Origin of the sequence: Mitsuokella jalaludinii, from assembly GCF_928722185.1 — a bacterium.
Lineage (GTDB): Bacteria > Bacillota > Negativicutes > Selenomonadales > Selenomonadaceae > Mitsuokella > Mitsuokella jalaludinii.
Genome location: NZ_CAKMXA010000001.1, coordinates 891944 through 917008, shown reverse-complemented (window position 1 = coordinate 917008; position 25065 = coordinate 891944). Strand labels below are relative to the sequence as shown.

Below are 25065 nucleotides of genomic sequence, written 5' to 3'. Positions count from 1 at the left end.
TTTATCACATGCACCGCGGAAATGCAATATTCCCTCATGGAATCCCCGTGGGATTTGCGGTATAATGGAATGAATTTCAACCATGCAGTTTAAGAAAGGTCGTGAGCGATTGACGGACATTGTCGCAGAGAAACTCAAGCTGCTGCCGGACAGCCCCGGCGTCTACATCATGAAGGACGCGTCGGGCCGCATCATCTACGTCGGCAAGGCGGTCGTCCTCAAGAACCGCGTGCGCCAGTACTTCCAGCACAACAAGAACCACTCGCCGAAGGTCAAGGCAATGGTCTCGCACATCGCGGATTTTGAGATCATCATGACGCACTCAGAAGTCGAGGCGCTGATCCTCGAGTGCAACCTCATCAAGAAGCATCGCCCGCACTACAACATCAGCCTCAAGGACGACAAGAGCTACCCGTACGTCAAGGTCACGGTGCAGGAGGAGTACCCGCGCGTCTTCCTGACGCACCGCGTGACGAAGGACGGCTCGCGCTACTTCGGCCCCTATACGGACGTCACGGCCGTGCACCAGAGCTTGAAGCTCCTGCGCCGCCTCTTCCCGCTGCGCACCTGCCGCCACCTGCAGGACCGGCCCTGTCTGGAGTACCACATCAAGCGCTGCCTCGCGCCGTGCGTCGGCAAGGTCACGAAGGAGGACTACGCGGCGATGATCCGCGCCGTCCTGCTCTTCCTCGAAGGGCGCACGGAGGATGTGGAGCGCGAATTGAAGTTCCGCATGGAGCAGGCGGCCGCGGCCTTCCACTTCGAGACGGCGGCGCGCCTGCGGGACCAGCTTCGCGCCGTGCAGAAGATCGCCGAGAAACAGAATATCGTCACGGGTGCGGGCGATCAGGACGCAATCGGCATCGCGCGCTCGGAGATCGGCGTCTGTGTCCAGGTCTTCTTCATCCGCGCGGGCAAGATGATCGGGCGCGAGCACTTCCTCTTGCAGGGCAGCGAGGAGGAGAGCGACGCCGACATCCTCGCGGCGTTCCTCTCGCAGTACTATCATCGGGCGGCCTTCGTGCCGCGCGAGGTCCTGCTGCCGCTGGCCATCGCAGAGGAGGAGCGGGCGCTCCTCGAGAGCTGGCTGACCGAGAAGAAGCACGGCAATAAGGTGCAGCTCCTCGTGCCGCAGCGCGGCACGAAGCGCGACATCGTCGCGATGGCCGAGAGCAATGCCGAGAAGTACCTCTCGGATGAAGCCGCGCGCATCAAGCAGGCTGACGAGAAGACGATGGGTGCCGTGCGCGAGCTCGGCCGCTATCTCGGGCTCAAGAAGATGCCCTACCGCATGGAGTGCTTCGATATCTCGCACATCCAGGGGTCGGAGACTGTCGCCTCGATGGTCGTCTTCGAGGGCGGTCTTCCCAAGAAGTCGGACTACCGCCGCTTCAAGATCCAGAGCACAGAGGGCAAGCCCGACGACTTCCTTTCAATGCGCGAGGTCACGACGCGCCGCTATGTTGGACTGCCCGAGGAAGAATTGCCAGACCTCATCGTCATCGACGGCGGCAAGGGACAGCTCTCTTCAGCCCTCGAGATCATCCGCGGCGCGGGCGGTCACAAGGATGTGCCTGTCGTCGGCCTCGCCAAGCAGTTCGAGCTCGTCTTCACGGAGGGCGAGAGCGAGCCTGTCGTCTTGCCGCGCCACAGCCAGGCGCTCTACCTCATCGAGCGCATCCGCGACGAGGCGCACCGTTTCGCCATCACGTACCACCGCAAATTGCGCGGCAAGCGCAATCTCGTCTCCATCCTCGACCACATTGTCGGCATCGGCCCGAAACGGCGCCAGGCGCTGCGCAGCCACTTCGGCACGATTGCGCGCATCCGCGAGGCGAGCGTTGAGGAACTGCAGCAGGCGCCGGGCATGAACCGCCCCGCGGCCGAGGCAGTCTATCATTTTTTTCAGGCACAGCGTGATATGACGCGCTATCATGCAGATGGCGCCAATGGAAAGGAATAAAGAAATTATGAACATCATCGATCTGCACGTCCACTCTCTTGTCTCGGACGGCAGCTATTCGCCGCACGACCTGGCCGTCCACGCCAGAGAAGTGGGTCTCTCAGCCTTCGCGCTGACAGACCACGACAACATCGCGGGCAATGAGGAGGCCGCTGCCGCCGCCAGGGAGCAGGGGCTGGATTTCCTGAACGGCATGGAGCTCACGGCCGACTTCATGGATCGCAAGCTCCACATTGTCTGCCTGGGCTTTGATGCGGACCATCCGAGCTTCCGCCAGCTCTACGCCGAGATCCGCCGCGTCAAGGAGGGGAAAATCCCTGAGATTATCGACTACGTGCGCGCCAAGGGCATCGACATCTCCTTGGAGAAAGTCCGCCCGTTCGCCTATGGCAAGGTGCTCGACCGCTACGCCATCATGCGCTACCTCGTCTCGCTGCACCTCTACGACAGGGCGCAGCCGCTCTGGGATCACTACCTCGATCCGGCGGTCAGAGAGCTCGGCCTCGACCAGAATATGCCGGTGGAGGAGGCACTGCCCGTCATCCACGAGGCAGGCGGCGTGACATCTCTCGCACACTTCCACAAGAAGATCGGCCTCAAGGGCCTCTCGCGCGCCGAGCAGGAAGCGGCCATCGCGCGCCTGCACGCGATGGGGCTCGACGGCATGGAGCGCTGGTATCCGAACTACACGCAGGAGGATTCTGACTTTGCCGCGCACATGATTGAGAAGTACCATCTGCTCACGACAGGCGGCACAGACTTCCACGGCAGCAACCGCCCGCAGATCGAGATGGGCCACGGCATCGCGGGCAATATGGCCATTCCCTACGAGGTCTACACGAAAATCATTCTTTCCTGCAAAAAATTTCGCGATGGCAAGCAGGAGAATGGCGGGAGCATCGCGAATTAAAGACCTGTAGAAGTATTTAGTGTATGGAATCAAAAGTCAAAAGGAGGCTTTTCTGATGAAAGTTTGGGTTTGCACGGTCTGTGGCTGGATTTACGACGAGGCAAAGGGCGATCCGGATTACGATCTCGCACCGGGCGTTCCGTTTGCGGATCTGCCGGATGATTTCGTCTGCCCGCTCTGCGGCGTCGGCAAGGACATGTTCGAAGAACAGCAGTCCTGATGGCCGTGCTGCCGTGTCGTGAAGCAGGCATGCGCAAGGGGAGGGAGACCGGGTGGTTTCTCTCCCCTTTTTTGCATCATTCCCTTATGCGGCGCGTCTTTCAGCCATTCATGACCGATTGGAATCACACGTCATGAATAAATTATGCTAATGCCGCAATAAAATGTACACAGAATGCATTGATTTTTTGATGTTACTTTGCTATAATTTACACGTAATGAATCATAAGTCTGATGCATACTTTGTTGGCATTCCGAAGGCGGTTTCTGACAGGTTGCTCAGAATGTCGCTTTCAAACTATAAGGAGGCAATTTATTATGAAGGTAACAGTTGTTGGTGCAGGTAATGTTGGTGCAACGGTCGCAAACGTTCTTGCTACGAAGAAGTTCTGCAGCGAGGTTGTTCTTGTTGATATCAAGGAAGGCGTTCCGCAGGGCAAGGCCATGGATATCATGCAGACGGCTCACATGCTGAACTTTGACACGACGGTAACGGGCGTTACGGCTCTGCCGAACGATCCGGAAGGTTATGCTCCGACGGCTGGTTCTGATGTTGTCGTTGTCACGTCTGGTATGCCGCGCAAACCGGGCATGAGCCGTGAGGATCTCATCGGCGTCAACGCTAAGATCGTCAAGAGCGTTGTTGACCAGGCCCTCAAGTATTCCCCGAATGCTTACTTCATCATCATCTCCAACCCGATGGATGCTATGACGTTCCTGACGCTCAAGGACACGAAGCTTCCGCGCAACCGCATCCTCGGCCAGGGCGGCATGCTCGACAGCAGCCGTTTCCGTTATTTCCTCGCACAGGCTCTGACGAAGGCTGGCTATCCGGCTACGCCGGCTGACGTTGATGGCATGGTCATCGGCGGCCACAGCGACAAGACGATGGTTCCGCTCGTCAGCTATGCAACGCTGCGCGGCATCCCTGTAACGCAGCTCCTGAGCAAGGAAGCACTCGACGACGTTGTCGCTCAGACGAAGGTCGGCGGCGCTACGCTGACGAAGCTCCTTGGCACGTCCGCTTGGATTGCACCGGGCGCTGCAGCTGCTACGATGGTTGAAGCCATCGCCCTCGATGCCAAGAAGCTCATCCCGTGCTGCGTCTACCTCGAAGGCGAGTATGGCGAGAAGGACCTCTGCATCGGCGTACCGTGCATCCTCGGCAAGAACGGCCTCGAGAAGATCGTCGAGATCAAGCTCGATGGCGACGAGAAGGCTAAATTCGAAGAGAGCGTTCAGGCTGCTCGCAACACGAACGCAAAACTCGGCGATGCCCTCAAATAATTGCCTCCTGCAATTGCAATCGCATAAAGAAAGCTCCTGCTTCGGCAGGAGCTTTTTTGTGTCCAGTTGACGGTGGAGGGCGGGCTGCGCTATGATGTTCGTATTGAGAATGAATTGGTGAGAAGAACAGGGGGATGTTTGATGCACGATGATGCCTACTACATGAGGCTGGCGCTCGAGGAGGCGCAGAAGGCGTATGACCTCGAGGAGGTGCCGATTGGCGCCGTGCTCGTCGACAGCGAGGGCGAGGTCGTCGCGCGCGGCCACAACATGCGCGAGGTCTGGCACGATGCGACGGCGCACGCCGAGATGATCGCGATACGCGAGGCCTGCGCGAAGCAGGAACGCTGGCGCCTCTCGGGACTCACGCTCTACGTGACGATCGAGCCGTGCCCGATGTGTGCCGGTGCCATTGTCATGAGCCGCGTCGACCGCGTCGTCTACGGCAGTACGGACGCGAGGGCCGGGGCCTGTGAATCGGTGTTCAATATCCCGGGCAATCCAACGCTCAATCACCGTCCGGAAATCACGGCCGGCGTGCTGCAGGAAGAATGTGCGGGCATCATGAAGCGCTTCTTCAAGATGCGGCGCGAGCAGCAAAAGGCACTCAAGAAGCTGAAAAAGCAGAAGGAGGCGGCAGATGATGGATGTTCAGAAGAAGATGACGGTTGATATGCTGCACGGTTCGATGGCGGGGCCGATGGTTATCTTTGCCCTGCCGCTCGCGCTCACGGGCGTGCTGCAGCAGCTCTTCAATACGGCGGATACGCTGGTGCTCGGTCAATTCGTCGGCACGGATGCCCTCGCGGCCGTCGGCAACAACGCGCCGATTATCAGCCTGCTCGTCAATCTCTTTATCGGTATCTCGCTCGGTGCCAACGTCGTCATCGCACGCTTCATCGGTGCGCATGACTTAAAAGAGACGATACGGGCCGTCCATACGTCTTTTCTTTTGGCACTGCTCCTAGGCATTTTCGTGGCCGTCCTCGGTGAGCTCATCGCAAGACCCATGCTCGAGCTTCTGGCCGTGCCGGATTCCGTCATGCCGGCTGCAGAGCTCTATCTGCGCATCTACTTCCTCGGCATGCCGGCCATCGGGCTCTATAACTTCGAGTCAGCCATCTATCGAAGCCGCGGCAATACGTGGACACCGCTCAAAGCCTTGGCCGCAGCGAGCGGCCTCAACATCGTGCTGAACCTCGTGACCGTGCTCGTTTTCGACTGGGGCGTGGGCGGCGTGGCTGCGGCGACGGCGCTGTCTAATTATCTGAGTGCCTGGATGCTTTATCATGCGCTCTGCCATGAACACGGCATCATCCGGCTCGAACCCGGCGCCATCCGCATGGAAAAGTCGTACGCGAAGGAAATCCTGCGCATCGGCTTGCCTGCAGGCATTCAGGGCATGGTGTTTGCCCTGTCGAATCTCGTCATTCAGGCGGCCATCAACAGCCTTGGTACGGTCGTCATGGCAGCTTCGACGGCGGCGTTCACCATCGAAATCAACATTTACGTGCTGCTCATCGCCTTCGGCCAGGCCGTGACGACGTTCGTGAGTCAGAACTACGGCGCGGGCAATCTTGCGCGCTGCCGCAAAGCCACAAAAACGGGCTTCAGCGTGACGATGCTCGTGACCGTCGTGCTTTCCGCGCTGGCCTGCCTGTTTGCGAACGAGCTTCTGGCCTTGTTCAATGATAACCCCGCTGTCATCGAGATTGGCCGTATCCGCATTTTCTACATCATCGGCTTTTATTTTCTCTGTGTCTTTATCGAGATTCTCTCGGGGGCCCTGCGCGGCTACGGCTACTCGCTGCCGCCGGCTCTTTTAATGCTCGTGACCATCTGCGGCGTGCGCATCGCGTGGATTTATACGGCGTTTGCCGCCAAACCGACGTTCACGAACATCATGATTTCATATCCTCTGAGCTGGGTCATCACAGCCGTACTGCTCATCGGCATTTACGCCTTCTACCGCAAACACATTAAGCCGTTAGCGCTGCGTCTTTGAGAGCAGAAAGCAGATATGGGGAATGTTCAATCATTGGTTGGGCTGTGATACCAGCGATCTCTCCATCCGTTCGACTTGCAATCTGGCGTATAACGCAGCTTTTTTGGCCGAACAGCGTCTGGGACTGATGCTTTCGTTTGCCGGTATAGTTGCCACCGACGAAGCGCATCATCCGGAGCTGACGTTTCGTCCGCTGCAGCCGGCCTTGTACTCTCATAATTACTTGATTTGGAAGGAAGGGCAGACATTTTCGCGGGCTGCCGGCGTCGTACGTGCCCGTTTGGACGAAATTTTCGGCACTCGCGAATAATATGCTTACTGAGCATGAAAAGGGATAAATACCAAGTATTGGTAATAAAACACCTCTCATTGTATAATTAAATCAGTTCAAGGAACAAAATGACGATTTGCTTACACGATGAGAGGTGTTTTTGATGCAAAAGAAAAAATACATGAAAAGGATGTTGGTTATGGCCACGTTAGGCGTGACCATGGCTTTAGGCACAGTGGGCATGACGGCAGAAGCCGCCGCCCAGACGGATAAGGCACAGACGAACGTGCAGACACAGCAGGCTGTCGCAGACACGAAAGTACAGGGGGAGAGCAATTTGAAACTGACAACAGAATGGGATAAAGTTTTTCCGGAAAGCAGGGATGTCAACCATCGCAAAGTGACGTTTCACAACCGTTACGGCATTGAACTTGCCGCCGACCTCTATGAGCCGAAAAAAATTACAGGCAAACTCGCGGCCGTTGCGGTCAGCGGACCTTTCGGCGCGGTTAAGGAACAGTCTTCAGGGCTTTATGCACAGGAACTGGCGAAACGCGGTTTCCTGACGATTGCCTTTGATCCCTCGTTTACGGGCGAGAGCGGCGGCGTGAACGGTGTGCGCAATGTGGCATCTCCTGATATCAACACCGAGGATTTTTCGGCAGCCGTCGATTTCCTGTCCAATGAAAAAGATGTCGACCCGGACCGCATCGGCATTCTCGGCATCTGCGGCTGGGGCGGCATGGCTCTCAATGCGGCGGCCATGGATACGCGCATCAAGGCTACGGTGGTTTCGACCATGTATGATATGAGCCGTGTCATGGCCAATGGCTACTTCGATTACGATAAGGACGCAGAGACCATCAAGAAAGAGCGCATGGCAAACCGCAGGGCACTCAATGCTCAGCGCACCGAGGACTACCGCACGGGCACGTACAAGCGGGCGGGCGGTGTCGTCGACCCGCTGCCGGCCGATGCCCCGCAGTTCGTCAAGGATTACTACGCTTATTACAAGACGAAGCGCGGCTATCATCCGCGTTCCCTGAATTCCAACGAGGGCTGGAATCTGACGAATGCTCTTTCGTTCATGAATATGCCGCTGCTTACCTATGCTGATGAAATCGAAAGTGCCGTACTGGTCATCCACGGAGAAAAAGCGCATTCGCGCTACTTCGGTGAGGATGCCTTCAAGAAGCTCAAAGGCGATAACAAAGAGCTGATGATTATCCCCGGTGCCAACCATACGGATCTTTACGACAATATGGAAAAAATCCCGTTTGACAAAATCACGTCATTCTTCCAGAAGTATCTGAAATGATGAGATGAGAAAATTTGTTAGTAAGAATTTTGTCGGGCAGCCAGCCACTGGCTCCATGTTTGCTGAAAATTTGACGCACAGTTTTCTTTGACATAATGGGCGAAAAGCTGCAGGCCATGATAACGCGGCCCGCTTGAAAGGTCGGCGCCGCCTAGGCTGCGCTGATGCGTAATTGCCTCATCTGCTGTGACGGATGGATGTTCCAGCAGCTCATAGAGTACCATGAAGGTCGTCGTGCGCCCCTGTCCGGCCTGGCAGTGGAAGAAGAGCCAGCCGTGATGCTTTGACAGGCTGCGGTAAAAGTCGACGAAATCATCGATGACGGCAGGTGCCGGCCATTCCATGTCGGTCGCGGCAAAGCGCTTGTAGCCGAGCCCGGCTCTGCGCGCCAGTTCGCGTTCCGTCGACCAGCTTTGAACCGGTTCATCAAAAGAATCCTTGATGTGTTCTTCATCATAACGGCCCATCGGCAGGGCTTGGACAACGTGTCCAAGAGCCCTCTGCAGGCGGGCCGTTTCGTCTTGTTCGACTTCTGTTGCGGCAAGGCCGCGATTCGCCGCATTCTGCGGGCCATGCCAGCTCACGGCCGCATGATTGAGAAAGCCGTGGGATTCCTGCCGCAGGTCGATATCCCAGATTGGCATATCGGGCGAGACGCCAAGAAGTGCGGGCAGATGGGCGAGGACTTCTTTTGTCGGCTGCCCGCCGCCCGCAATTTTAAGATCTGCATCGCGGCGGAAATGAATCGGCTCGTCACTGCCGATGGCCGCATCGAGCCGCCAGGCAGGTTCCTCAGAAACTGCAGCCGCAGCGATGGCTGGTGCATTTATTAGTATCAGACAGACGGCCAGCAGCAGAGAGAAATTTATTTTTTTGTGCAGGATATGATAAAGCAAGTGGCAGCATCCTTTCAATTTGTAAAATGAATTTTTCTACATACGGCGTGACTTTTTACCGTTTTTGTTGGCGCAGGAAGAAAAATGCGGTATAATTGTTCTCAATACCATTCTATCGAATGAGAGAGGAAGCAAACGATGACAAGACGTGAATTTATTTTAGCCGGTCTGGGGCTGCTCGGCGCAGCGGCTGCGGGCGGCGTTTATTCTTATGTGCATCGGCCAAAGTTTGGAGAGCTGCCGTCAGGTGACCGCTTAAAACGCATGCAGGCCTCGCCGCATTACCATGGGGACCATTTTGAGAACCTCGTACCTGTGCCCGTCATGTCGGAAGACGAGGGCGGGCATGAAAACCGCTTCGTAGCCACGTGGAAATTTCTGTTTGGTGATAAGAAAGGCCTGGTGCCCGCTCATCCCCTGCCGACAGAGAAGGCGAATCTTCTGGCTCTGCCGCGCGAGCAGGATGCCGTGGTCTGGCTTGGCCATTCGAGCTTTTTCGTGCAGCTCGGCGGCTGCCGCATTCTCATCGACCCCGTGTTCAGCAGCTACGCTTCGCCATTGTGGTTTATCAACCGCGCGTTTGCAGGCTCGAATGTCTATACGGCCGAGGATTTCCCGGAAATCGATGTGCTTGCCATGAGCCACGACCATTGGGACCACCTCGACTATCCGACGGTCATGGCCCTGAAGTCAAGGGTTCATCACGTCGTCTGCCCGCTCGGCGTCGGCGCCTATTTTGAGCAGTGGGGCTTTGCGAAAGACAGCATCCACGAAGAAGACTGGGATACGGAAATCAAGCTTTCGGCTACGCTCTCCGTCCATATCCTGCCGTCGCAGCATTTTTCGGGCCGTTTCCTCAAGCAGAATCCCACGCTCTGGTGCGGCATGGCCTTCATCACGCCAAAGCGCAGCCTTTATTACACGGGCGATGGCGGCTATGGCGCGCATTTTAAGGTCATTGGCAAGAAGTTCGGCGGCTTTGACTGCGTGCTCGCTGAAAACGGCCAGTACAACCTCGCATGGCATCACATCCACATGCTGCCCGAGGAAACGGCGCAGGCCTGTGAAGATGTCGGGGCAAAATTTGTCATCCCCACGCATAACAGCAAATTCGCGCTGGCCCGCCATCCGTGGCAGGAGCCGATGGCAAGGCTGCAGGCGGCGAGCCAGGATAAATCTTATCAGCTCCTGACCCCGGAAATCGGCGCCCTCGTGCTGCTTGACCAGAAGCAGAGCTTCTCGCCCTGGTGGCAGACGGCATAAGAAACTGTAAAAGACACTGGGAAGCAGCTGGTTGCGTCCATATATGATACAGCCAGCAGCTTTTTTTAGCCTATTTGCTGTCATCGCGTGTCACGATGCCAATAGGAATAGGCTCGGGCAGGCGGATATAATGATAATCTTCAAGTGGGAACGGCTCAATCATCAGCGCGAAATCGATGAGGCCGAGCGCGAGAATTTCCTCCGCGCGCTGCCGAAGGTGCATGCCGTCCTCGGTCAGAAGCGTGCTGCGGCTGGTACGCGTAAATCTCATCGAGTATCATCTGCTTTTATTTTACCGGGCAGGTGATTTTTTTACAATGATTTTGATACGCAAAACATATAACATATCCTAAGACATAAGCATTTCACATTACAATTATGTCCTGCTATGATAAAAGCATCAGGAGAGGAAAGGAGCGAAAGACATGCATGATGAACTCCTTGACGCTGGCTGCACGCCTGAATGCCAGGCAGAGTACGATGCCCTGCCCGACGATGAGGCGCGCCTCTGCTACTTGAAACGGCACAGGCGCCATCTGGTCGAGACCCTGCACCAGCAGCAGGAAAAACTTTCCTGCCTCGATTATATGATTTTTACACTCGAACAGCATTCGAAAGGACGGGAGATCGTATGACACTCGATGAAATCAAGCAGGCAAGTCCCTTTGCCATCGGCGGGGAAAATGTCAATTACGCACAGTATTTTGATGGCAAGAGTTATTTAAATGGACTCTCGCTGCAGCAGGTTTATGTCGGCAATGTAACGTTTGAACCGGGCTGCCGCAATCATTGGCATATCCACCATGCCGAATCGGGCGGCGGCCAGATCCTTTTGGTCACGGCCGGCCGCGGCTGGTATCAGGAATGGGGAAAACCGGCAAGAGAACTCAAGGCCGGCGATGTCGTCAACATCCCGCCGGAAGTCAAGCACTGGCATGGCGCAGCCAAAGACAGTGCGTTCCAGCATCTGGCCATCGAGGTACCGGGCGAGGAGACGAGCAACGAATGGTGCGAGCCCGTAGACTCGGCTGCCTATGATGCACTGCCATGAAATCCGGGAGAAAAATAAGGAGAAAAATAAAATGAAACAGAGTGGCAAGATGAAAGTCATGGCTGCCCTACTGGCAGGTATCATGCTTTTGGGCAGTGGTTTTTCGATGAAAGAGGCAAGTGCAATGGAACAGAATCATGGCAAAACAGAAACGCAGAAAAAGGCCGTCAAAATCGTGCAGACGGCCGGACGCAACCAGCTCGGCGATTTTGCACCGGACTTTGCGCGCTATAACGATGATATCCTTTTCGGCGAGGTCTGGAGCAAAAATGATGTGCTTTCGCTGCATGACCGCAGCATCGTGACGGTTTCAGCACTTATCGCACAGGGCATCACGGATAGCTCGCTCAAATACCATATCGGTGAGGCCAAGAAAAATGGCGTGACGAAGGCCGAGATGGCTGAAATCATCACGCAGGTCGGCTTTTACGGCGGCTGGCCCAAGGCGTGGGCGGCGTTCCGTTACGCCAAAGAAGTTTACGCAGAATAAGCTGCATCATTTCTCATTTGGCGATATGATCGAGCAGATGGGCAGAAATTTATGAGGCAGTATTTACTATTCGAATACAGGCCGTACGGAACAGGTCGCTAAGGACTTAGCAAAGGCCAAGAATGCTGATATCATGAAAATTGAGGCAGATCCTGAGTATACAGAGGCAGACCTTGACTACCATAATAAAGGCAGCCGCGTCAGCGTTTCCAAGTCTGTTTCCGCTTAACTTTATTTTACTGATACGTTAGGAAGGGGATACTATCATGAAAGGCATGACAAGACGTAATTTTGTAAAAATGGCCGGAATTGCGATGGCGACGGCAGCAGCAGGCAGTCTTTGGCAGGATAAGACTTCACTGGCAGAGACGGCAGATGCTCCTGCAGCACCGAAGGCGGCAGAGGGCGGCGACCATTATGTAGCACCTTCCCAGCGTCAGGGCGGTGAGGCTGTCGTATATTTTACGCGGGATCTTTCTGCGGCCGGCCTGCTCAAGGCGTACGATGCCATTGCGCAGAATATGACGGGCAAAGTCAGCATCAAGCTGCATACGGGCGAGCCGCACGGCCCGAACATCATCCCGCGTCCGTGGGTCAAGACGCTTATAGCAGAGAAACTGCCGAAAGCCAATATTGTCGAAACGAATACCTATTATCAGGGCGCGCGCTATACGACGGCCGAGCACCGCAAGACGCTGGCTGTCAACGGCTGGGATTTTGCGCCGGTCGATATCATGGATGAAGGGGGCACGTCTATGCTGCCGGTCAAGGGCGGCAAATGGTTCACGGAAATGTCTGTGGGCTCGCACATGCTGAATTACGACTCGCTGCTCGTCCTTACGCATTTTAAGGGCCATACGATGGGCGGCTTCGGCGGTTCCAACAAGAACATCGGCATTGGCTGCGCCGACGGCCGCATCGGCAAGAAAATGATTCATACCGGCGATACGGGTACGCAGTGGGGAATCGGCAAGGAAGAACTCATGGAGCGTATCTCTGAATCTGCGAAAGCAACGGCTGACCATTTTGGCGACTACATTGCCTACATCAACGTGCTGCGCAACATGTCGGTTTCATGTGACTGCGAAGGCACGGCGGCTCAGCCGGTCGTCACGCCGAATATCGGCATTCTCGCTTCGACGGATATTCTCGCAGCCGACCAAGCATCTGTTGACCTCGTCTATGCTTTGCCGGAAAAATACCGCCACGACCTCGTCGAGCGCATGGAAACCCGCCATGGCCTGCGTCAGCTCAGCTATATGAAAGAACTTGGCATGGGCTGCGACCGCTATGTCATTCTCGATGTGGACCATGGGGATAAGCCCATCACGCTGGCCGAAGCCGTGAAGAATGTAAAGCCGTTCAAAGCGTAATTTTAGCGAAATAAAAAGCCCTGTTCCTTATATTATGGAAGGAGCAGGGCTTTTTTATCTAGATTCAGGCAAGCCCCTGGGCTTTGCCCCAGTCGTTGATTTTCTGGTAGAGCGGGGTTGGTACGTGATACTTCTCGCCGAGTTCGACGATGCGTGAGACGAGACCTTTAAATTCCGACGGGCCGCCCGCGGCGACGTCGCGCTGCATCGAGGTCGTGAGCCCTGGTGCGAAGGCGTCCATGAGCCGCAGGTCGGTTGCGACGAGGTCGCGGTCGAAGGTGATGCCCATGGCGTGGCCGACGGCTTCGACTTCTTTGATGAGGCCGATAAAGGTCTCGCGGACTTCCAGTTTCTCCCCAAATGCCTCACTCGTCACGCCGAAGTAGAGGCCAGCCGCACCCATCGGTGAGACGAAGGAGAACTTCGTCAGGGCATCGCGCTGGATGTCTTCGGTGAAATGGGCGTGGATATCAGCCGCGCGCATGATGTTCTCGAGCGCAGCAGCTTTCGGGGCGAGACGGTCACACTGTCCCGGGCGGAAGCCGTAGAAGACGCGCAGGATTTCCTGCGGCTGCTCGATGATGCCGGGGCCTCCGCGCTTGGCAAAGACGTAGATGCAGCCGTCGAGCACCGTCTTGCCGGGCAGTTTTTCCTGCATGACGGCGCCCGTGCCGAAGACATTGAGGATCGGGATGACGAGCGTGTCAGGGCCCGCGATGCGGCGCGTGAGCGCGATGGCAGCGTCGAGTCCGTAATACTTGACACAGATGAAGAGCACATCGGGTGTGTCATGGTAATCGTCTGCGAGCATCGCCTTGCACGGTTTGATGCGGATGTCGCCGCGATGATTCGTGTGGATGGTCAGGCCGTCCTTTTGCATGGCGGCGAGGTGCGCGCCGCGCGCTAGGAACGTCACATCGTTGCCGGCGTTTGCGAGATAGCCGCCGATGACGCCGCCCGTGCCGCCGACGCCAAAGATGGCGAATTTCAGATTTGTGGTATTCATGAGGGATTCCTTTCTGATCGGACCTTGGGAGAAAATCAGAACTTCCAGATGTTCAGGCCCGTCTCCTCGCTCTTGCGGCGGTCGACGCTGCCCGCGAGCTTTGTGATGACGATCTCGGCCGTCGCGCTGATGATGGCCTCGTTGAGGTGGCCGCCGTGTGCTGCGCCCTGCTCGTCGCCGACGGCGATGTGGAAGTGGCTGTAGGGCTTGCCCGCCATCGTGTCGATCGTGCCCGTCAGCGAGAGCATCTCGAAGGCGCCCTCGAGGGTGTTGGCCTTGTAGTGCTGCTCCGGCACATTGTAGACGCCCATGACGACCTTCTTGACGGCGCCGAGCCCCTGGACCATGGCGAGCTCAATCTTCTCTTCCTTGGCGACCTGCATCAGCGAGGTGACGATCTCGTCGTTCGGGTCGAGCCGCACGAGGATGTGCTGGCTGTCGATATTCTTGTACTCCATTTTAATCACTCCTTCATTGGATGGATTCGCCTTTTTTAGGTGAAATCCTTCTCTGCGCGGCTTAACACATTTTTTACACGCGGATGCTGGACAAGATCGCGGCGTTGGTAATATAATGAAGTTCGGAAAAGCTGCCCGTGCGGCAGCTGCATTTTTCTTGTGAGAATCAAGTGACAGAGAAGAAAGGCTGGTGAGATCATGGACGATCACCCTAGTGCGATAGATCCCAAACGATGTGATACAAGTGGGGGAGTGATCTCCATGGCCTGCCGCTAAGCGCAGCGGGCAGGAGTCTCCCCGTGGAAAGGAGATTCTATCCATGCTGCAGATCTATAAATCCCTGGAGAGCGGCCCACTGCAGGAATTGACGCTCAAGACGCTCGAGAAGGGCGCCTGGATCAACATCGTCGATCCGACGCCGTACGAGCTCAAGGTCGTCAGCAATCTCACCGAGGTTGATCCCGACTTCCTGCGCTCCGCACTCGATGATGAGGAGCGCTCCCATACGGACGTCGAGGAGAACTCGGTCATGGTCCTGACGAATGTGCCGGTCTTCCGCGGCGAGGACAGCTACGATGCCCTGCCGCTCGCCATCATTGTGACGGATGAGTACATCATCACCGTCTGCCTCGAGGAGACGCCCGTCATCACGGAGTTCAACGAGCGCACATCGCGCCTCTTCCGCACCTACAAGAAGACGCGCTTCCTGTTCCAGATCCTCTACAAGTCGGCGACGTACTTCCTGCGCTATCTGCGCCAGATCTCGAAGCTGTCGGAGGAGATCGAGGACCAGCTGCGCCACGACATGAAGAACAGCGAGATCCTGCGCCTCCTCGAGCTGCAGAAGGGCCTGACGTACTTCAATGCGGCCATCCGCTCGAACGGCGCCGTGCTCGACAAACTGCTGCGCATGCGCAACAACACGAGCCTGACGCCTATTCTCAAGGCGTACGAGGAGGATGAGGACCTCCTGGAGGATGTCATCATCGAGAACAAGCAGGCGAAGGAGATGGTCGAGATGTACAGCAAGATCCTCGCGCGCCTCGCCGACACGTTCTCGTCAATCATCTCGAACAACCAGAACCTTGTCATGAAATTCTTGGCGGCGATGACGATCATTCTGGCCATCCCGACCGTCGTCTCGAGCTTCTTTGGCATGAATGTGCCCGTGCCGTTCGCCGAAAATGCGCACGGCTTCCTCTATGTCATGTGCATCGCCTTCAGCATCAGCATCGTCAGTGCCTACGTGCTCTGGCACCGCGATATGTTCTGAGGAGGAGAGCCATGGTACTTGCCGAATCGAAACTCAGGGTCGGCGTCATCTACGGCGATCCTGTGAATCATGAATACGTCTACATGCCGGGCAGCGAGCTCGGCGTCAAGGATCCCGTCTGCGTCTACGAAGCAGACGGCATGCGCGAAGACATCGACATGCACGAGGCCCTGCGCCTCATCCGCGTGCGGAGCCTCAAGCCCGCCCGCCACCCCGTCTGGGGAGAGAGCTCCTGCTGAACGGAGAAGAAAAGACACATGCTGCAATCGTGTATTGCTGCATGTGTCTTTTTTTCATTCGTAGGCAGGGATGTCCCTTTCGCCGCGGTAGAAGCGGGTCGGCCCCGTCTTGAAATCGTGTTCATGGTCAGCCGGGACAGACAGGTCCGCGAGCCGCTGCCAGTCGAGCTCGAGCATCCGCGTCGTCGGCATCATCGCGATGACGTTCTCGACATCCGTGTGGATCTCGTGCCAGATGGGAACTCCTTCTTCATCGCGCTCGCCGCAGTAGACGCGGATCGTGTGCGTCTCGAGGTCCTGCGTGTAGGCCGCCGCAAAAGACAGGTCCGTTGCGTGTGCGCGCTTGCCGGACCAGGCGTGATAGCTCCAGCTCATCGTCGCGATCTCGAGGTAGAGCAGCTTGCCTTCGGTCATCCACATCTCGCCGCCGGGATCGCCCTCCGGGTAGAGATTGTAGATCTTGCCGTCCTTCCAGGTGTAGGCCTGCCAGACATGCCAGCGCTCCAGATCTCCAATCAGGAGTTCCGGCACATCGTCCTCGTCCATCCAGACGAAGGCGTAGCCTGTCCCCTCGGGACCGGCCACCTTGGCCGCGGCACTCAGTTGCCAGCCGCCTATCGTATCACGGTCTTCGACAATAGCAGAGCGGTACTCGCTCAGGAATGCCTGATAATCCATCCAGTAAGGCAGCGGACTTTCCTCACAAGCCCTTGCTGTCGGCGCATACAGCAGGCATCCACAGATGAGCAGCATCATCAGGAATCGCTTCAGCATGACATCACCTCCGCATCACAGAATCCTCTCTATCCTTAGTATACGACAATCGGCGACCCGACCGACCTGTCGGGAATGACAGGTCGGTCGGATATTTCTGCGACAGTTTTTCATGCTGGCCTGATTTTTTTTGCTGACCTGTCATTTTGTACAGTACGGTCGGGCCTTCCGCCATTGTATACTGAAAGCGAATGAGAAAGCGATTCAAGGATTTTGACTTTAAGGAAGGAGAGATTGCCATGAAGAGATTCGCAAAGCGCATGATGCCCATCTTGACGGCGGGCTGCCTGCTCTGCCTGCTGCTCGCTGGCTGCATGTCGGACAAGTACGAGAACAGCGAATACGTCGGCGTATGGAAGGCCACGACGGGCTCGATGGGCGGCATCAATGTCAATGTTGCCAAGTCGGTCGGCGGCGAGTTCACGCTGGACCTCCAGCCGAACGGCGATGTCAAGGCTGTCGTCGGCGATGAAAAGGGCAACGGCGACTGGGAGGAGACGGCGAATGGCTTCAAGATCAAGGATTCGTCCGGTGAGATGGTCTTCGTGAAGGTGGAGACTGGCAAAGTCAAGACGGACTATTCGGGCATGACCATCTTGTTCGAGAAACAGGCAAAGGATAAGTGACGGAGCGGTGTTGAGTTTTGAGAGGAAGTGAGTAACGTGAAGCGGATATTCCTAGTCCTGCTCATCGTCTTTTCCCTGGCAGCAGCGGGCTGCATCAAAGCGGAAGAAAGCGTGACCATCAAGGAGGACGGCTCCAGCACGATGGTGACGCGCATGGTCGGCAATATGTTTGCCGCAGAGGCCCTGAAGGCCACGAAGAATGAATTCGTCGCGGAGAATCCCGATGCCGTCGTCAAAGACGTCAATGACGGCGACATGACGGGCTACGAGGTCACGGTATCGTATCCGGACATCGAGACGCTGGCAGCCAAGGGCGGCGACATGTTCACGGCGGTGGAAGGGCGCAATGCAGGCGTCACCGTCACGCGTTCGTGGTTCTACGACGCCTACACCTTCGATCTCTTCGCCAAGGGCGAGGAGACGGACATGGGCGCGCAGGATCCCGAGAGCAAGAAGATGGTACAGGGCATGCTCGACCAGGTTCAGTATAATTTCACGCTGAACCTGCCTGTCAAGCCTGAGACGCAGAATGCAGACAGCGTCGCTGGTGACGGCAAGAGCCTGACCTGGAACCTCAAGAAGACCATCTCGGAGGGCAAAGACGTCAGGATGCAGGCGAGCTACCGCATCTACAACCAGGCGCACATCGCCCTGACGGTCGGTATCATCGTCCTGGCCTTGCTGCTCGCGGGCGGTTTCCTCTACATGCGGCGCAGGAAACAGGCCGATGAGACGGCGTAAAAGTAAGTTGCTGTCTTCTTGACAGAGAGCCCCGCCTGTTCCATCCCTATGATACGAGCAGGCGGGGCATGTTCTTCTTTTCATAAGCCTGGCGATGTATCGCCGGGCTGTTTTTCTTTGTGTTGCAACAATACGCAAGCATTTCATACCTGGTAAATGAAAAAATCGCTCTTGTGCCTATCACATACTCAATATATCATATAAGTAAATAATAAATATCCGTTAGATATTGTGATAGAAACAAGGAGAGATCACCATGAAATCATTGCAGTACATCAATAGCATCATCGCGTCGAAGAAGAACATCGGCTTGCTCGTCTTCCGCATCTTGATCGGCATTGCCTTCATCTGGCATGGCGTGCCGAAGCTCTTGAGCGGCCCTGAGGGGTGGACGGCACTCGGTTCGATGATGGGCGCACTCGGCATCCATATCTTCCCGACGTTCTTCGGACTGCTTTCCGGCCTGGCGGAGACGTTCGGCGGACTCTTCATCCTGCTTGGCCTGTTCTACCGCCCGATGGCCCTCTTCCTCGTCGGCAACCTCATGATGGCGACCTCCATCGAGCTTGCCTCCGGCGCACCGCTCCTGCAGGTCTCTCGCCCCTTTGAGGAAGGTGTCTTTTACCTCGGCGTCGTCTTCGCCGGTCCGGGCCGCTACAGCCTCGACCACCTGCTTCGCAATGAAGTCAGTGAAGAAGAACACAATCCTTTCTGAATATCCGCAAGAAAGCCCTGTCTGTTTTGGTTCAACTGGAACAGGCAGGGCTTTCTCTTTGGTCTATGTGGAATACATTTTAAGAATGACAGATGATTTTTGATAAGCATTTCACATGGTATGCATGCCCTGTTATGATAAAAGAAAAAGATGAAGTCGTGAGACAGGAGGATTTGTCATGGAAAAACAGACAGCAGGACGCAAGGCATTGGGCGATTTTGCACCGCAGTTCGCGGCGCTCAACGATGATGTGCTCTTTGGCGAGGTGTGGGCCAAGGAAAATGAGCTCTCGCCGAAGCTTCGCAGCATCGCGACGGTCTCGGCGCTTGTCGGCAAGGGCACTGCTGGTGACGCACTGCGCTACCACCTGCAGACGGCGCGGCAGCATGGTGTCACGAGAGAGGAGATGGCCGCATTGCTCACGCATCTGGCCTTCTACGCTGGCTGGCCGAATGCCTGGGCTGCCTTCCCCGTGGCCAAGGAAGTCTACGCCGATGCAACGGATGCAGATGGGCGCGGCGGCTTCTTCGGACTCGGCGAGCCCAATGATGCCTACGCCAAGTACTTCACGGGGCGGTCGTATTTGAACGTCTTGTCGAAGCCAAGCGAGCCGCTTGTCATCTGCAACGTCACATTCGAGCCGGGCTGCCGCAATTTCTGGCACATCCACCACGCTGCGCAGGGCGGCGGCCAGGTCCTCATCTGCGTCGATGGCGAGGGCTGGTATCAGGAAGAAGGCAAGGCGCCGCAGAGCCTCACACCAGGCGACATCGTCGAGATCCCCGCAGGCGTCAAGCACTGGCACGGCGCCAAGCGGCACAGTTGGTTCTCGCATCTCGCGTTCGAGATCCCGGGAACGGAGACGAGCAATGAGTGGTGCGAGCCCGTCACAGATGAGGTGTATCCGCAGGATTGACACGATAGTTTAGAAGGAGATTGAATCATATGTTAGGAAATTTTTCGTATTGCAACCCGGCAAAGCTTTATTTTGGCGATCAGTCGCTCGATTACTTGAACACGGAACTGCCGAAGTACGGCAAGAACGTCGTCCTGATCTATGGCGGCGGCTCGATCAAGAAGAACGGCATCTACGACGATGTCATCAAGATCCTCGAGGCGCAGGGCAAGAATGTGGCAGAGATCGCGGGCGTCATGCCAAATCCGACGCTCGCGAAGCTCTATGAGGGCATCGAGATCGCGCGCAAGCATCAGGCGGATCTGCTCCTGGCCGTCGGCGGCGGTTCAGTCTGCGATTACGCCAAGGCGGTGTCCGTCTCAGTCAACTGCGAGGAAGACCCGTGGGAGAAATATTTCGTGCGCTTTGAGGAGCCGTCCTGCGAGACGCTGCCGGTCGGCTGCGTGCTGACGATGGTCGGGACGGGCTCGGAGATGAATGCAGGTTGTGTCATCACCAATCAGGAGACAAAGCAGAAAATAGGTCACGTCTTTGCAGACGAGAAGATCATCCCGCGCTTTGCCATCCTGAACCCGCGGTACACGATGACGTTGCCGCACCGCCAGATGGTAGCAGGCATCTACGATATCTTCAATCACATCTGCGAGCAGTATTTCTCCGGTGAGGATGATAACACGAGCGATTACATCAGCGAAGGCCTGATGCGCTCCGTCCTGCACGCCAGCCGCATTGCCAACAGGAACCCGCAGGACTACGAGGCACGCAGCAACCTGATGTGGACGGCGACCTGGGCGCTCAACACGCTGATTGCCAAGGGGAAAAGCACGGACTGGATGGTCCACATGCTCGGCCAGGCTGTCGGCGCTTATACGAATGCGACGCACGGCATGACGCTTGCAGCTGTCTCACTGCCGTACTACCGCCACATCCTGCCGTACGGCCTGCCGAAATTCAAGCGCTTCGCCATTGAAGTCTGGAAGGTCAACCCGGAAGGCAAGGCGGATGAGGAGATTGCCGAGGAAGGCCTCAAGGCCATGGAAGATTGGATGAAGGAACTCGGGCTTGCCATGAAGATCTCCGAGCTCGGCGCGACAAAAGATATGATCGATGGCATCGCCGATGCTACGTTCCTACTCGAGGGCGGCTACAAGGTGCTGAGTCGTAAGGAAGTCGTTGAAATTTTGAAGGAAAGTCTCTGATGAAAAAAAAGGCTCTCGCGGAGAGGGCCTTTTTGATTTTATAGGATGGCGACGGAAGAGACGTTCCGTTCACCCCCTCGTCTATTTCATTTCTTTTATATATAATAGAGGAAGTGTACCAATCATAGAAGATGATGGAGGAGTGGGAGAATGGAAATACGCGTACTGCAGTACTTTATGGCGGTAGCCAGGCATGAGAACATCACCAAGGCGGCGGAGGAACTTCACCTGACGCAGCCGACGCTTTCGCGGCAGCTGTCGGATCTCGAGGACGAACTGGGTGCGCAGCTGCTCGTGCGCGGGAAGCGCAAGACGCAGCTGACGGAAGCCGGACTGATATTCAAGGCGAGAGCGCAGGAGATTCTCAGCCTGACAGAAAAGACGAAGGAGCAGTTTGCCAAGATGGATGAGCTCGTGGCGGGGGACATCTACATTGGTGCCGGCGAGACGCAGGCGATGGCCTGTGTCGCGAAAGTCCTGGTGCCGCTGCGCCGCTCCTATCCTCACATCCAGTTCCATCTGGTCAGCGGCAATGAAGACCTGATCTACGATTCTCTGCAGAAGGGATTGCTCGACTTCGGGCTCGTCTGCCGGGCGGATGCACCGCGGACGTATGTGTTTCGCCGCATCCCGCACGACGATGCCTGGGGCCTCATGATGCGGGCAGACAACCCTCTGGCGGTCAAAGAGGCCGTACAGCGCGCCGATCTCTTGCAGGAGCCGCTCATTGTATCGGAACAGGCAATGAAACATCACGAGCTGGATCATTATTTCGGCAGCGCAGCGGAGAAAATCGAGGTGGCCGGCACTTACAACTTGCTCTACAATACGATCTTCTTCATCGAGGCGGGCATGGGCAGTGCGCTTTGCTTCAAGGGCATGGCGGATGCCGTAGGTTCGTCACGCGGGCTCGTCTTCCGTCCCTTGGACCCCGTGATTCGCTCGGCGAATTATGTGGTCTGGCGCAGAGACCAGGTCTTCTCCCGCGCCGGTCGTCTCGTCGTGGCGGCCCTGGACGAAGCGTTCTCTCATCATGCCTAAAATGTATCATAGGTTATTAAAACCAAGTATTTGTAATCATATACCCCTTCTCTTATAATGAATGCATCAAGTAAAACAACCGGGCATGCAGCGGTGAGCTGCAACGATGCAACAATAAGGAAGGGGTTTTTTCCATGAAGACATTCAAGAGCAAGAAAAGAGCCGCTTGGCTGATGGCCGCTGTGATGATGGGGACGTTCACTTTTGGAGGGATGACGATGCATACGACTTATGCAGCCGTGCCGACGAAAACGCTTGTGCACGATTCACAGATGAAGCATGCGACGATCAAGGATCTGGACAACGACACGCGCGTCTTCGCCGTGGACAAGACGATTGAGGCCAAGAAGGTCACGTTCCAGAACCGTTACGGCTTCGATGTGGCGGGCCACCTCTACCTGCCGAAGGATTTCGATGACAAGAAGCAGTACAAGGCTGTCGTCGTGACGGGCCCGTTCGGCGCAGTCAAGGAGCAGTCCTCAGGCCTCTACGCACAGGAGATGGCCAAGAATGGCTTTGTTGCCGTCGCCTTCGATCCGTCGACCACGGGGGAGAGCAGCGGCAAGCGCCGCAATATGGGCTCGCCGGAGATCTTCACGGAAGATTACAGCGCGGCGGTCGATTTCGTCAGCAACCTCAAGTTCGTCAACCCGCAGCAGATCGGTGCCATTGGCATCTGTGGTCTCTCGGGCATGGCCATCACGGCAGCGACGAATGATACGCGCATCAAGGCGGTCGCGACCTCGGCTATGTACGACATGTCGGACAGCATCCGCAACCACTATCAAGGGGATTACTATACGCCGGAGCAGCGCGAGATTGTCAAGCACCACCTGGCCGAGATGCGCGATGAGGAGGCAAAGACAGGCAAGTCCATTCCCGGCTCGCATGAGCTCGCCGTCGATAAGGATGGCAAGGTGATCTCGACGAAGACGATGTTCCCCGACAAGCTGCCGGCGGATGCACCGGATGTCGTGAAGGGCTTCTACGATTATTACGTCGGCCGCGCTTACCATCCGCGCGCCATCAACTCCAACACGCTGGCCTGGGATTCGACGACGCCATACGGCTTCTTCAACTTCTCGCTGATGGATCACATCAAGGAACTCAGCCCGCGCCCGCTGCTGCTCATCACAGGGGACAAGGCGCATTCTAAGTACTTCTCGGATGCGGTCTATGAAGCGGCAGATGGTCCGAAGGAGGAGATTGTCGTTCCGGGTGCTACGCATACGGATCTCTACGACCAGATGGACAAGATCCCCTTCGACCGCCTCGTCGCGTTTTTCAACAAGTACCTCGGTGAATGATTGCTGGAAAGACGTACCCGGGAGGAAGATGTTTGATGAGCAGATTGTTCTTTTTCTGTTGTGCTCTGATTGCACTTCTCGTGCTGGGATGTGGCGGCCCCGGAGTGGCAGCCACATCCTTGTCCGGGAAGGAGGCAGAGATGCACGAGACAGGAGCAGCATCCCTACTAGTGGGCAGCAAAGCGTATGCTCTGAAGTGGGCTGACACGGAGGCTGCTGCCGAGCTGCGGCAGCAGTTGCCGCTGGCCAAGACGTTTACAGAACTCCATGGCAACGAGAAATACTACAAACTGCCGCAGCACCTGACAGCGGCGGACGAAGATGTCCGCGAGATCCATAAGGGAGATGTCATGCTGTTTGACGGCCAGTATGTCGTGGTGTTCTATCAGGATTTTCAGACGACCTACCGCTACACGCGTCTGGGTCACGTCGAAGCAGCCAATGATCTGGACGCTGCTCTGGGGGCAGGTGATGTATTCCTGACCTTGCAACCATGAGATGGGGAGAGCGGTCTGGAGGCGGAAAGGATGAGATGATATGAAACGACAGCAGCTATTGCTCTTGATCTTGGCATTTGGTGTGTTCAGCATCCTCAATACGGAGATGGGCATCATCGGTATCCTGCCGATGGCGGCGGAGATGTACCAGGTGGATATCGTACAGGCGGGGATGCTCGTCAGTCTGTTCGCGCTTGGCGTGGCCATCGCAGGGCCGACGATGCCGTTGCTGTTCTCGCGCTTCAATCGCAAGCACGTGATGCTGCTTGTGCTGGGCGTGTTCACGATCTGCAATGCACTGGCCGTCGTTGCGAGCGACTTCCAGCTCCTTTTAGTGCTGCGCGTCGTGCCGGCCTTTTTCCACCCGGTCTACTGTGCACTCGCCTTCAGCGTGGCCGCTGCCTCGGTGGCTCCAGAGGATGCGCCGCGGGCTGTGGCGCGCATCAACATGGGCGTCGCGGCCGGCATGGTCGTCGGCGTGCCCATCAGCAATGTCCTGGCAGCGACGTTTGACTTTTCGATGGCGATGGTCTTCTTTGCAGGCGTGACGGGGCTCATGTTTCTGCTGACACTGGCCTTTGTGCCGGACTTGCCGGTGACGCAGCCAATGCGCTACGGCGCGCAGCTTTCCGTTCTGAAGCGCCCGCCGGTCTGGCTGGCCATCGTGGCGGTCATCTGCCTCAACGGTTCCATCTTCGGTGTCTACAACTACCTCGCTGATTATTTGCAGAAGGTTGCGGCACTGCCGGGAGAGCTCATCGCAGCGCTGCTCCTCGTCTATGGCCTCTTGAACATCTGCGGAAGCTATCTGGGGGGCAATTTCCTCGCCAGGTGTCCCAGCACGACCGTACGCCTTTTCCCGCTGTGTACCATCGCGCTCTACTGCCTGCTCTTTGTGGGCGGTGGGAAGTTGCTGCCTCTTCTTGCGGCACTGATTGTGGCCTGGGGTATCCTCGGTGGCATCAATGCGAACATCAATCAGTACCTGCTGGCCTGCGTGGCATCGGATGCGCCGGATTTCAGCAACGGCCTGTTCCTGACAGCGGCCAATCTCGGCTGCATGGCGGGAACCATAATCAGCGGCTTTTTCATCCGCAGCCTCGGCCTGCCCTTCGTCGTCTGCGGTGGCCTGCTGCTGGCGGCCGCTGCCCTGCTACTCACAAAGTTCGTACACTGCCGGGCAGATGAGCAACAGGCGACGGATTGTCCTATCGGCTCGTAACAAGT

General features: G+C 56.6%; 30 protein-coding genes. 25 read left to right on the top strand and 5 right to left on the bottom strand.

Features of this window, described 5'->3' with window-relative positions; genetic code table 11:
- Positions 1 to 109: 109 nt before the first annotated feature.
- The 8 genes from uvrC to QDI87_RS04325 all read left to right on the top strand — a co-directional run bounded on the left by uvrC (position 110) and on the right by QDI87_RS04325 (position 7973).
- Complete coding sequence (uvrC, locus tag QDI87_RS04360) at positions 110 to 1963, top strand: excinuclease ABC subunit UvrC (protein WP_036373424.1); 1854 nt, start codon at positions 110 to 112, stop codon at positions 1961 to 1963.
- Between the two features lie 7 nt (positions 1964 to 1970).
- Positions 1971 to 2873 carry a PHP domain-containing protein gene (locus QDI87_RS04355; RefSeq protein ID WP_036373421.1) on the top strand — a complete coding sequence of 301 codons (903 nt, stop codon included), beginning with the start codon at positions 1971 to 1973 and terminating at the stop codon, positions 2871 to 2873.
- A 55-nt stretch (positions 2874 to 2928) separates the two neighbouring features.
- Positions 2929 to 3093, top strand: coding sequence for a rubredoxin (locus QDI87_RS04350; protein WP_036373418.1), 165 nt, complete (start codon positions 2929 to 2931; stop codon positions 3091 to 3093).
- 317 nt (positions 3094 to 3410) lie between these two features.
- A complete protein-coding gene (locus tag QDI87_RS04345) occupies positions 3411 to 4379 on the top strand; it encodes a malate dehydrogenase (RefSeq protein WP_036373415.1) in 969 nt (322 codons plus the stop codon).
- 141 nt (positions 4380 to 4520) lie between these two features.
- The gene (gene tadA, locus QDI87_RS04340; protein ID WP_051652114.1) at positions 4521 to 5051 is read left to right on the top strand and encodes a tRNA adenosine(34) deaminase TadA; all 531 of its coding nucleotides are present in this window, start codon (positions 4521 to 4523) and stop codon (positions 5049 to 5051) included.
- Positions 5020 to 6384, top strand: coding sequence for an MATE family efflux transporter (locus QDI87_RS04335; protein WP_255240517.1), 1365 nt, complete (start codon positions 5020 to 5022; stop codon positions 6382 to 6384). The genes tadA and QDI87_RS04335 overlap by 32 nt, the downstream gene beginning before the upstream one ends.
- Positions 6385 to 6406: 22 nt before the next feature.
- The gene (locus QDI87_RS04330) at positions 6407 to 6694 is read left to right on the top strand and encodes a hypothetical protein (RefSeq protein WP_051652113.1); all 288 of its coding nucleotides are present in this window, start codon (positions 6407 to 6409) and stop codon (positions 6692 to 6694) included.
- 160 nt (positions 6695 to 6854) lie between these two features.
- A complete protein-coding gene (locus tag QDI87_RS04325; protein WP_148485425.1) occupies positions 6855 to 7973 on the top strand; it encodes an alpha/beta hydrolase in 1119 nt (372 codons plus the stop codon).
- A 17-nt stretch (positions 7974 to 7990) separates the two neighbouring features.
- On the opposite strand, the gene QDI87_RS04320 is transcribed toward QDI87_RS04325, so the two are convergent.
- Positions 7991 to 8869: a hypothetical protein gene (locus QDI87_RS04320; protein WP_278742333.1), complete on the bottom strand. Its 879-nt coding sequence runs from the start codon at positions 8867 to 8869 to the stop codon at positions 7991 to 7993.
- A 138-nt stretch (positions 8870 to 9007) separates the two neighbouring features.
- On the opposite strand from QDI87_RS04320, the gene QDI87_RS04315 reads away from it, so the two are divergent.
- A complete protein-coding gene (locus tag QDI87_RS04315; RefSeq protein WP_036373407.1) occupies positions 9008 to 10132 on the top strand; it encodes an MBL fold metallo-hydrolase in 1125 nt (374 codons plus the stop codon).
- Between the two features lie 70 nt (positions 10133 to 10202).
- Here the strand turns inward: QDI87_RS04315 and QDI87_RS04310 are convergent, their stop codons facing one another.
- Entirely contained in the window at positions 10203 to 10403 is a 201-nt protein-coding gene (locus tag QDI87_RS04310; RefSeq protein ID WP_036373404.1) for a hypothetical protein, read from the bottom strand.
- Between the two features lie 154 nt (positions 10404 to 10557).
- On the opposite strand from QDI87_RS04310, the gene QDI87_RS04305 reads away from it, so the two are divergent.
- From QDI87_RS04305 to QDI87_RS04285, 5 genes are all read left to right on the top strand, one after another.
- Positions 10558 to 10767: a hypothetical protein gene (locus QDI87_RS04305; RefSeq protein WP_036373401.1), complete on the top strand. Its 210-nt coding sequence runs from the start codon at positions 10558 to 10560 to the stop codon at positions 10765 to 10767.
- A complete protein-coding gene (locus QDI87_RS04300) occupies positions 10764 to 11183 on the top strand; it encodes a cupin domain-containing protein (protein ID WP_036373397.1) in 420 nt (139 codons plus the stop codon). The genes QDI87_RS04305 and QDI87_RS04300 overlap by 4 nt, the downstream gene beginning before the upstream one ends.
- A gap of 31 nt (positions 11184 to 11214) precedes the next feature.
- On the top strand, positions 11215 to 11673 hold the full coding sequence (locus QDI87_RS04295; protein WP_081828369.1) for a carboxymuconolactone decarboxylase family protein: 459 nt from the start codon (positions 11215 to 11217) through the stop codon (positions 11671 to 11673).
- A 61-nt stretch (positions 11674 to 11734) separates the two neighbouring features.
- Positions 11735 to 11902 carry a flavodoxin gene (locus QDI87_RS04290; protein WP_081828368.1) on the top strand — a complete coding sequence of 56 codons (168 nt, stop codon included), beginning with the start codon at positions 11735 to 11737 and terminating at the stop codon, positions 11900 to 11902.
- A gap of 37 nt (positions 11903 to 11939) precedes the next feature.
- A complete protein-coding gene (locus QDI87_RS04285) occupies positions 11940 to 13046 on the top strand; it encodes a DUF362 domain-containing protein (protein ID WP_278742331.1) in 1107 nt (368 codons plus the stop codon).
- 64 nt (positions 13047 to 13110) lie between these two features.
- Here QDI87_RS04285 and QDI87_RS04280 read toward each other — a convergent pair whose 3' ends face one another.
- Both QDI87_RS04280 and QDI87_RS04275 read right to left on the bottom strand, forming a co-directional pair.
- Positions 13111 to 14052 carry a ketopantoate reductase family protein gene (locus QDI87_RS04280; protein WP_278742330.1) on the bottom strand — a complete coding sequence of 314 codons (942 nt, stop codon included), beginning with the start codon at positions 14050 to 14052 and terminating at the stop codon, positions 13111 to 13113.
- Between the two features lie 35 nt (positions 14053 to 14087).
- Entirely contained in the window at positions 14088 to 14510 is a 423-nt protein-coding gene (locus QDI87_RS04275; RefSeq protein ID WP_055160090.1) for a PPC domain-containing DNA-binding protein, read from the bottom strand.
- A gap of 319 nt (positions 14511 to 14829) precedes the next feature.
- On the opposite strand from QDI87_RS04275, the gene QDI87_RS04270 reads away from it, so the two are divergent.
- Positions 14830 to 15783, top strand: coding sequence for a magnesium transporter CorA family protein (locus QDI87_RS04270; RefSeq protein ID WP_036373389.1), 954 nt, complete (start codon positions 14830 to 14832; stop codon positions 15781 to 15783).
- Between the two features lie 11 nt (positions 15784 to 15794).
- The gene (locus QDI87_RS04265; protein WP_255240523.1) at positions 15795 to 16022 is read left to right on the top strand and encodes a hypothetical protein; all 228 of its coding nucleotides are present in this window, start codon (positions 15795 to 15797) and stop codon (positions 16020 to 16022) included.
- Between the two features lie 54 nt (positions 16023 to 16076).
- On the opposite strand, the gene QDI87_RS04260 is transcribed toward QDI87_RS04265, so the two are convergent.
- Complete coding sequence (locus QDI87_RS04260) at positions 16077 to 16796, bottom strand: hypothetical protein (protein WP_278742327.1); 720 nt, start codon at positions 16794 to 16796, stop codon at positions 16077 to 16079.
- 239 nt (positions 16797 to 17035) lie between these two features.
- Here QDI87_RS04260 and QDI87_RS04255 point away from each other — a divergent pair, with 239 nt between their 5' ends.
- The 9 genes from QDI87_RS04255 to QDI87_RS04215 all read left to right on the top strand — a co-directional run bounded on the left by QDI87_RS04255 (position 17036) and on the right by QDI87_RS04215 (position 25060).
- Positions 17036 to 17422 (top strand): hypothetical protein, encoded by a 387-nt coding sequence (locus tag QDI87_RS04255; RefSeq protein ID WP_278742325.1) that lies wholly within the window; start codon positions 17036 to 17038, stop codon positions 17420 to 17422.
- Between the two features lie 36 nt (positions 17423 to 17458).
- The gene (locus tag QDI87_RS04250) at positions 17459 to 18163 is read left to right on the top strand and encodes a hypothetical protein (RefSeq protein WP_055160098.1); all 705 of its coding nucleotides are present in this window, start codon (positions 17459 to 17461) and stop codon (positions 18161 to 18163) included.
- A gap of 256 nt (positions 18164 to 18419) precedes the next feature.
- A complete protein-coding gene (locus QDI87_RS04245) occupies positions 18420 to 18878 on the top strand; it encodes a DoxX family protein (protein ID WP_278742322.1) in 459 nt (152 codons plus the stop codon).
- Between the two features lie 178 nt (positions 18879 to 19056).
- The gene (locus QDI87_RS04240) at positions 19057 to 19794 is read left to right on the top strand and encodes a carboxymuconolactone decarboxylase family protein (protein ID WP_055160102.1); all 738 of its coding nucleotides are present in this window, start codon (positions 19057 to 19059) and stop codon (positions 19792 to 19794) included.
- 29 nt (positions 19795 to 19823) lie between these two features.
- On the top strand, positions 19824 to 20993 hold the full coding sequence (locus QDI87_RS04235; RefSeq protein ID WP_278742317.1) for an iron-containing alcohol dehydrogenase: 1170 nt from the start codon (positions 19824 to 19826) through the stop codon (positions 20991 to 20993).
- Between the two features lie 150 nt (positions 20994 to 21143).
- Positions 21144 to 22034, top strand: coding sequence for a LysR family transcriptional regulator (locus tag QDI87_RS04230; RefSeq protein WP_278742314.1), 891 nt, complete (start codon positions 21144 to 21146; stop codon positions 22032 to 22034).
- A gap of 218 nt (positions 22035 to 22252) precedes the next feature.
- Positions 22253 to 23341 (top strand): alpha/beta hydrolase, encoded by a 1089-nt coding sequence (locus tag QDI87_RS04225; protein WP_051652248.1) that lies wholly within the window; start codon positions 22253 to 22255, stop codon positions 23339 to 23341.
- A 104-nt stretch (positions 23342 to 23445) separates the two neighbouring features.
- Positions 23446 to 23838 carry a cyclophilin-like fold protein gene (locus tag QDI87_RS04220; RefSeq protein ID WP_278742310.1) on the top strand — a complete coding sequence of 131 codons (393 nt, stop codon included), beginning with the start codon at positions 23446 to 23448 and terminating at the stop codon, positions 23836 to 23838.
- 40 nt (positions 23839 to 23878) lie between these two features.
- Positions 23879 to 25060 (top strand): MFS transporter, encoded by a 1182-nt coding sequence (locus QDI87_RS04215; protein WP_036377607.1) that lies wholly within the window; start codon positions 23879 to 23881, stop codon positions 25058 to 25060.
- The last annotated feature ends 5 nt before the right edge of the window (positions 25061 to 25065 follow it).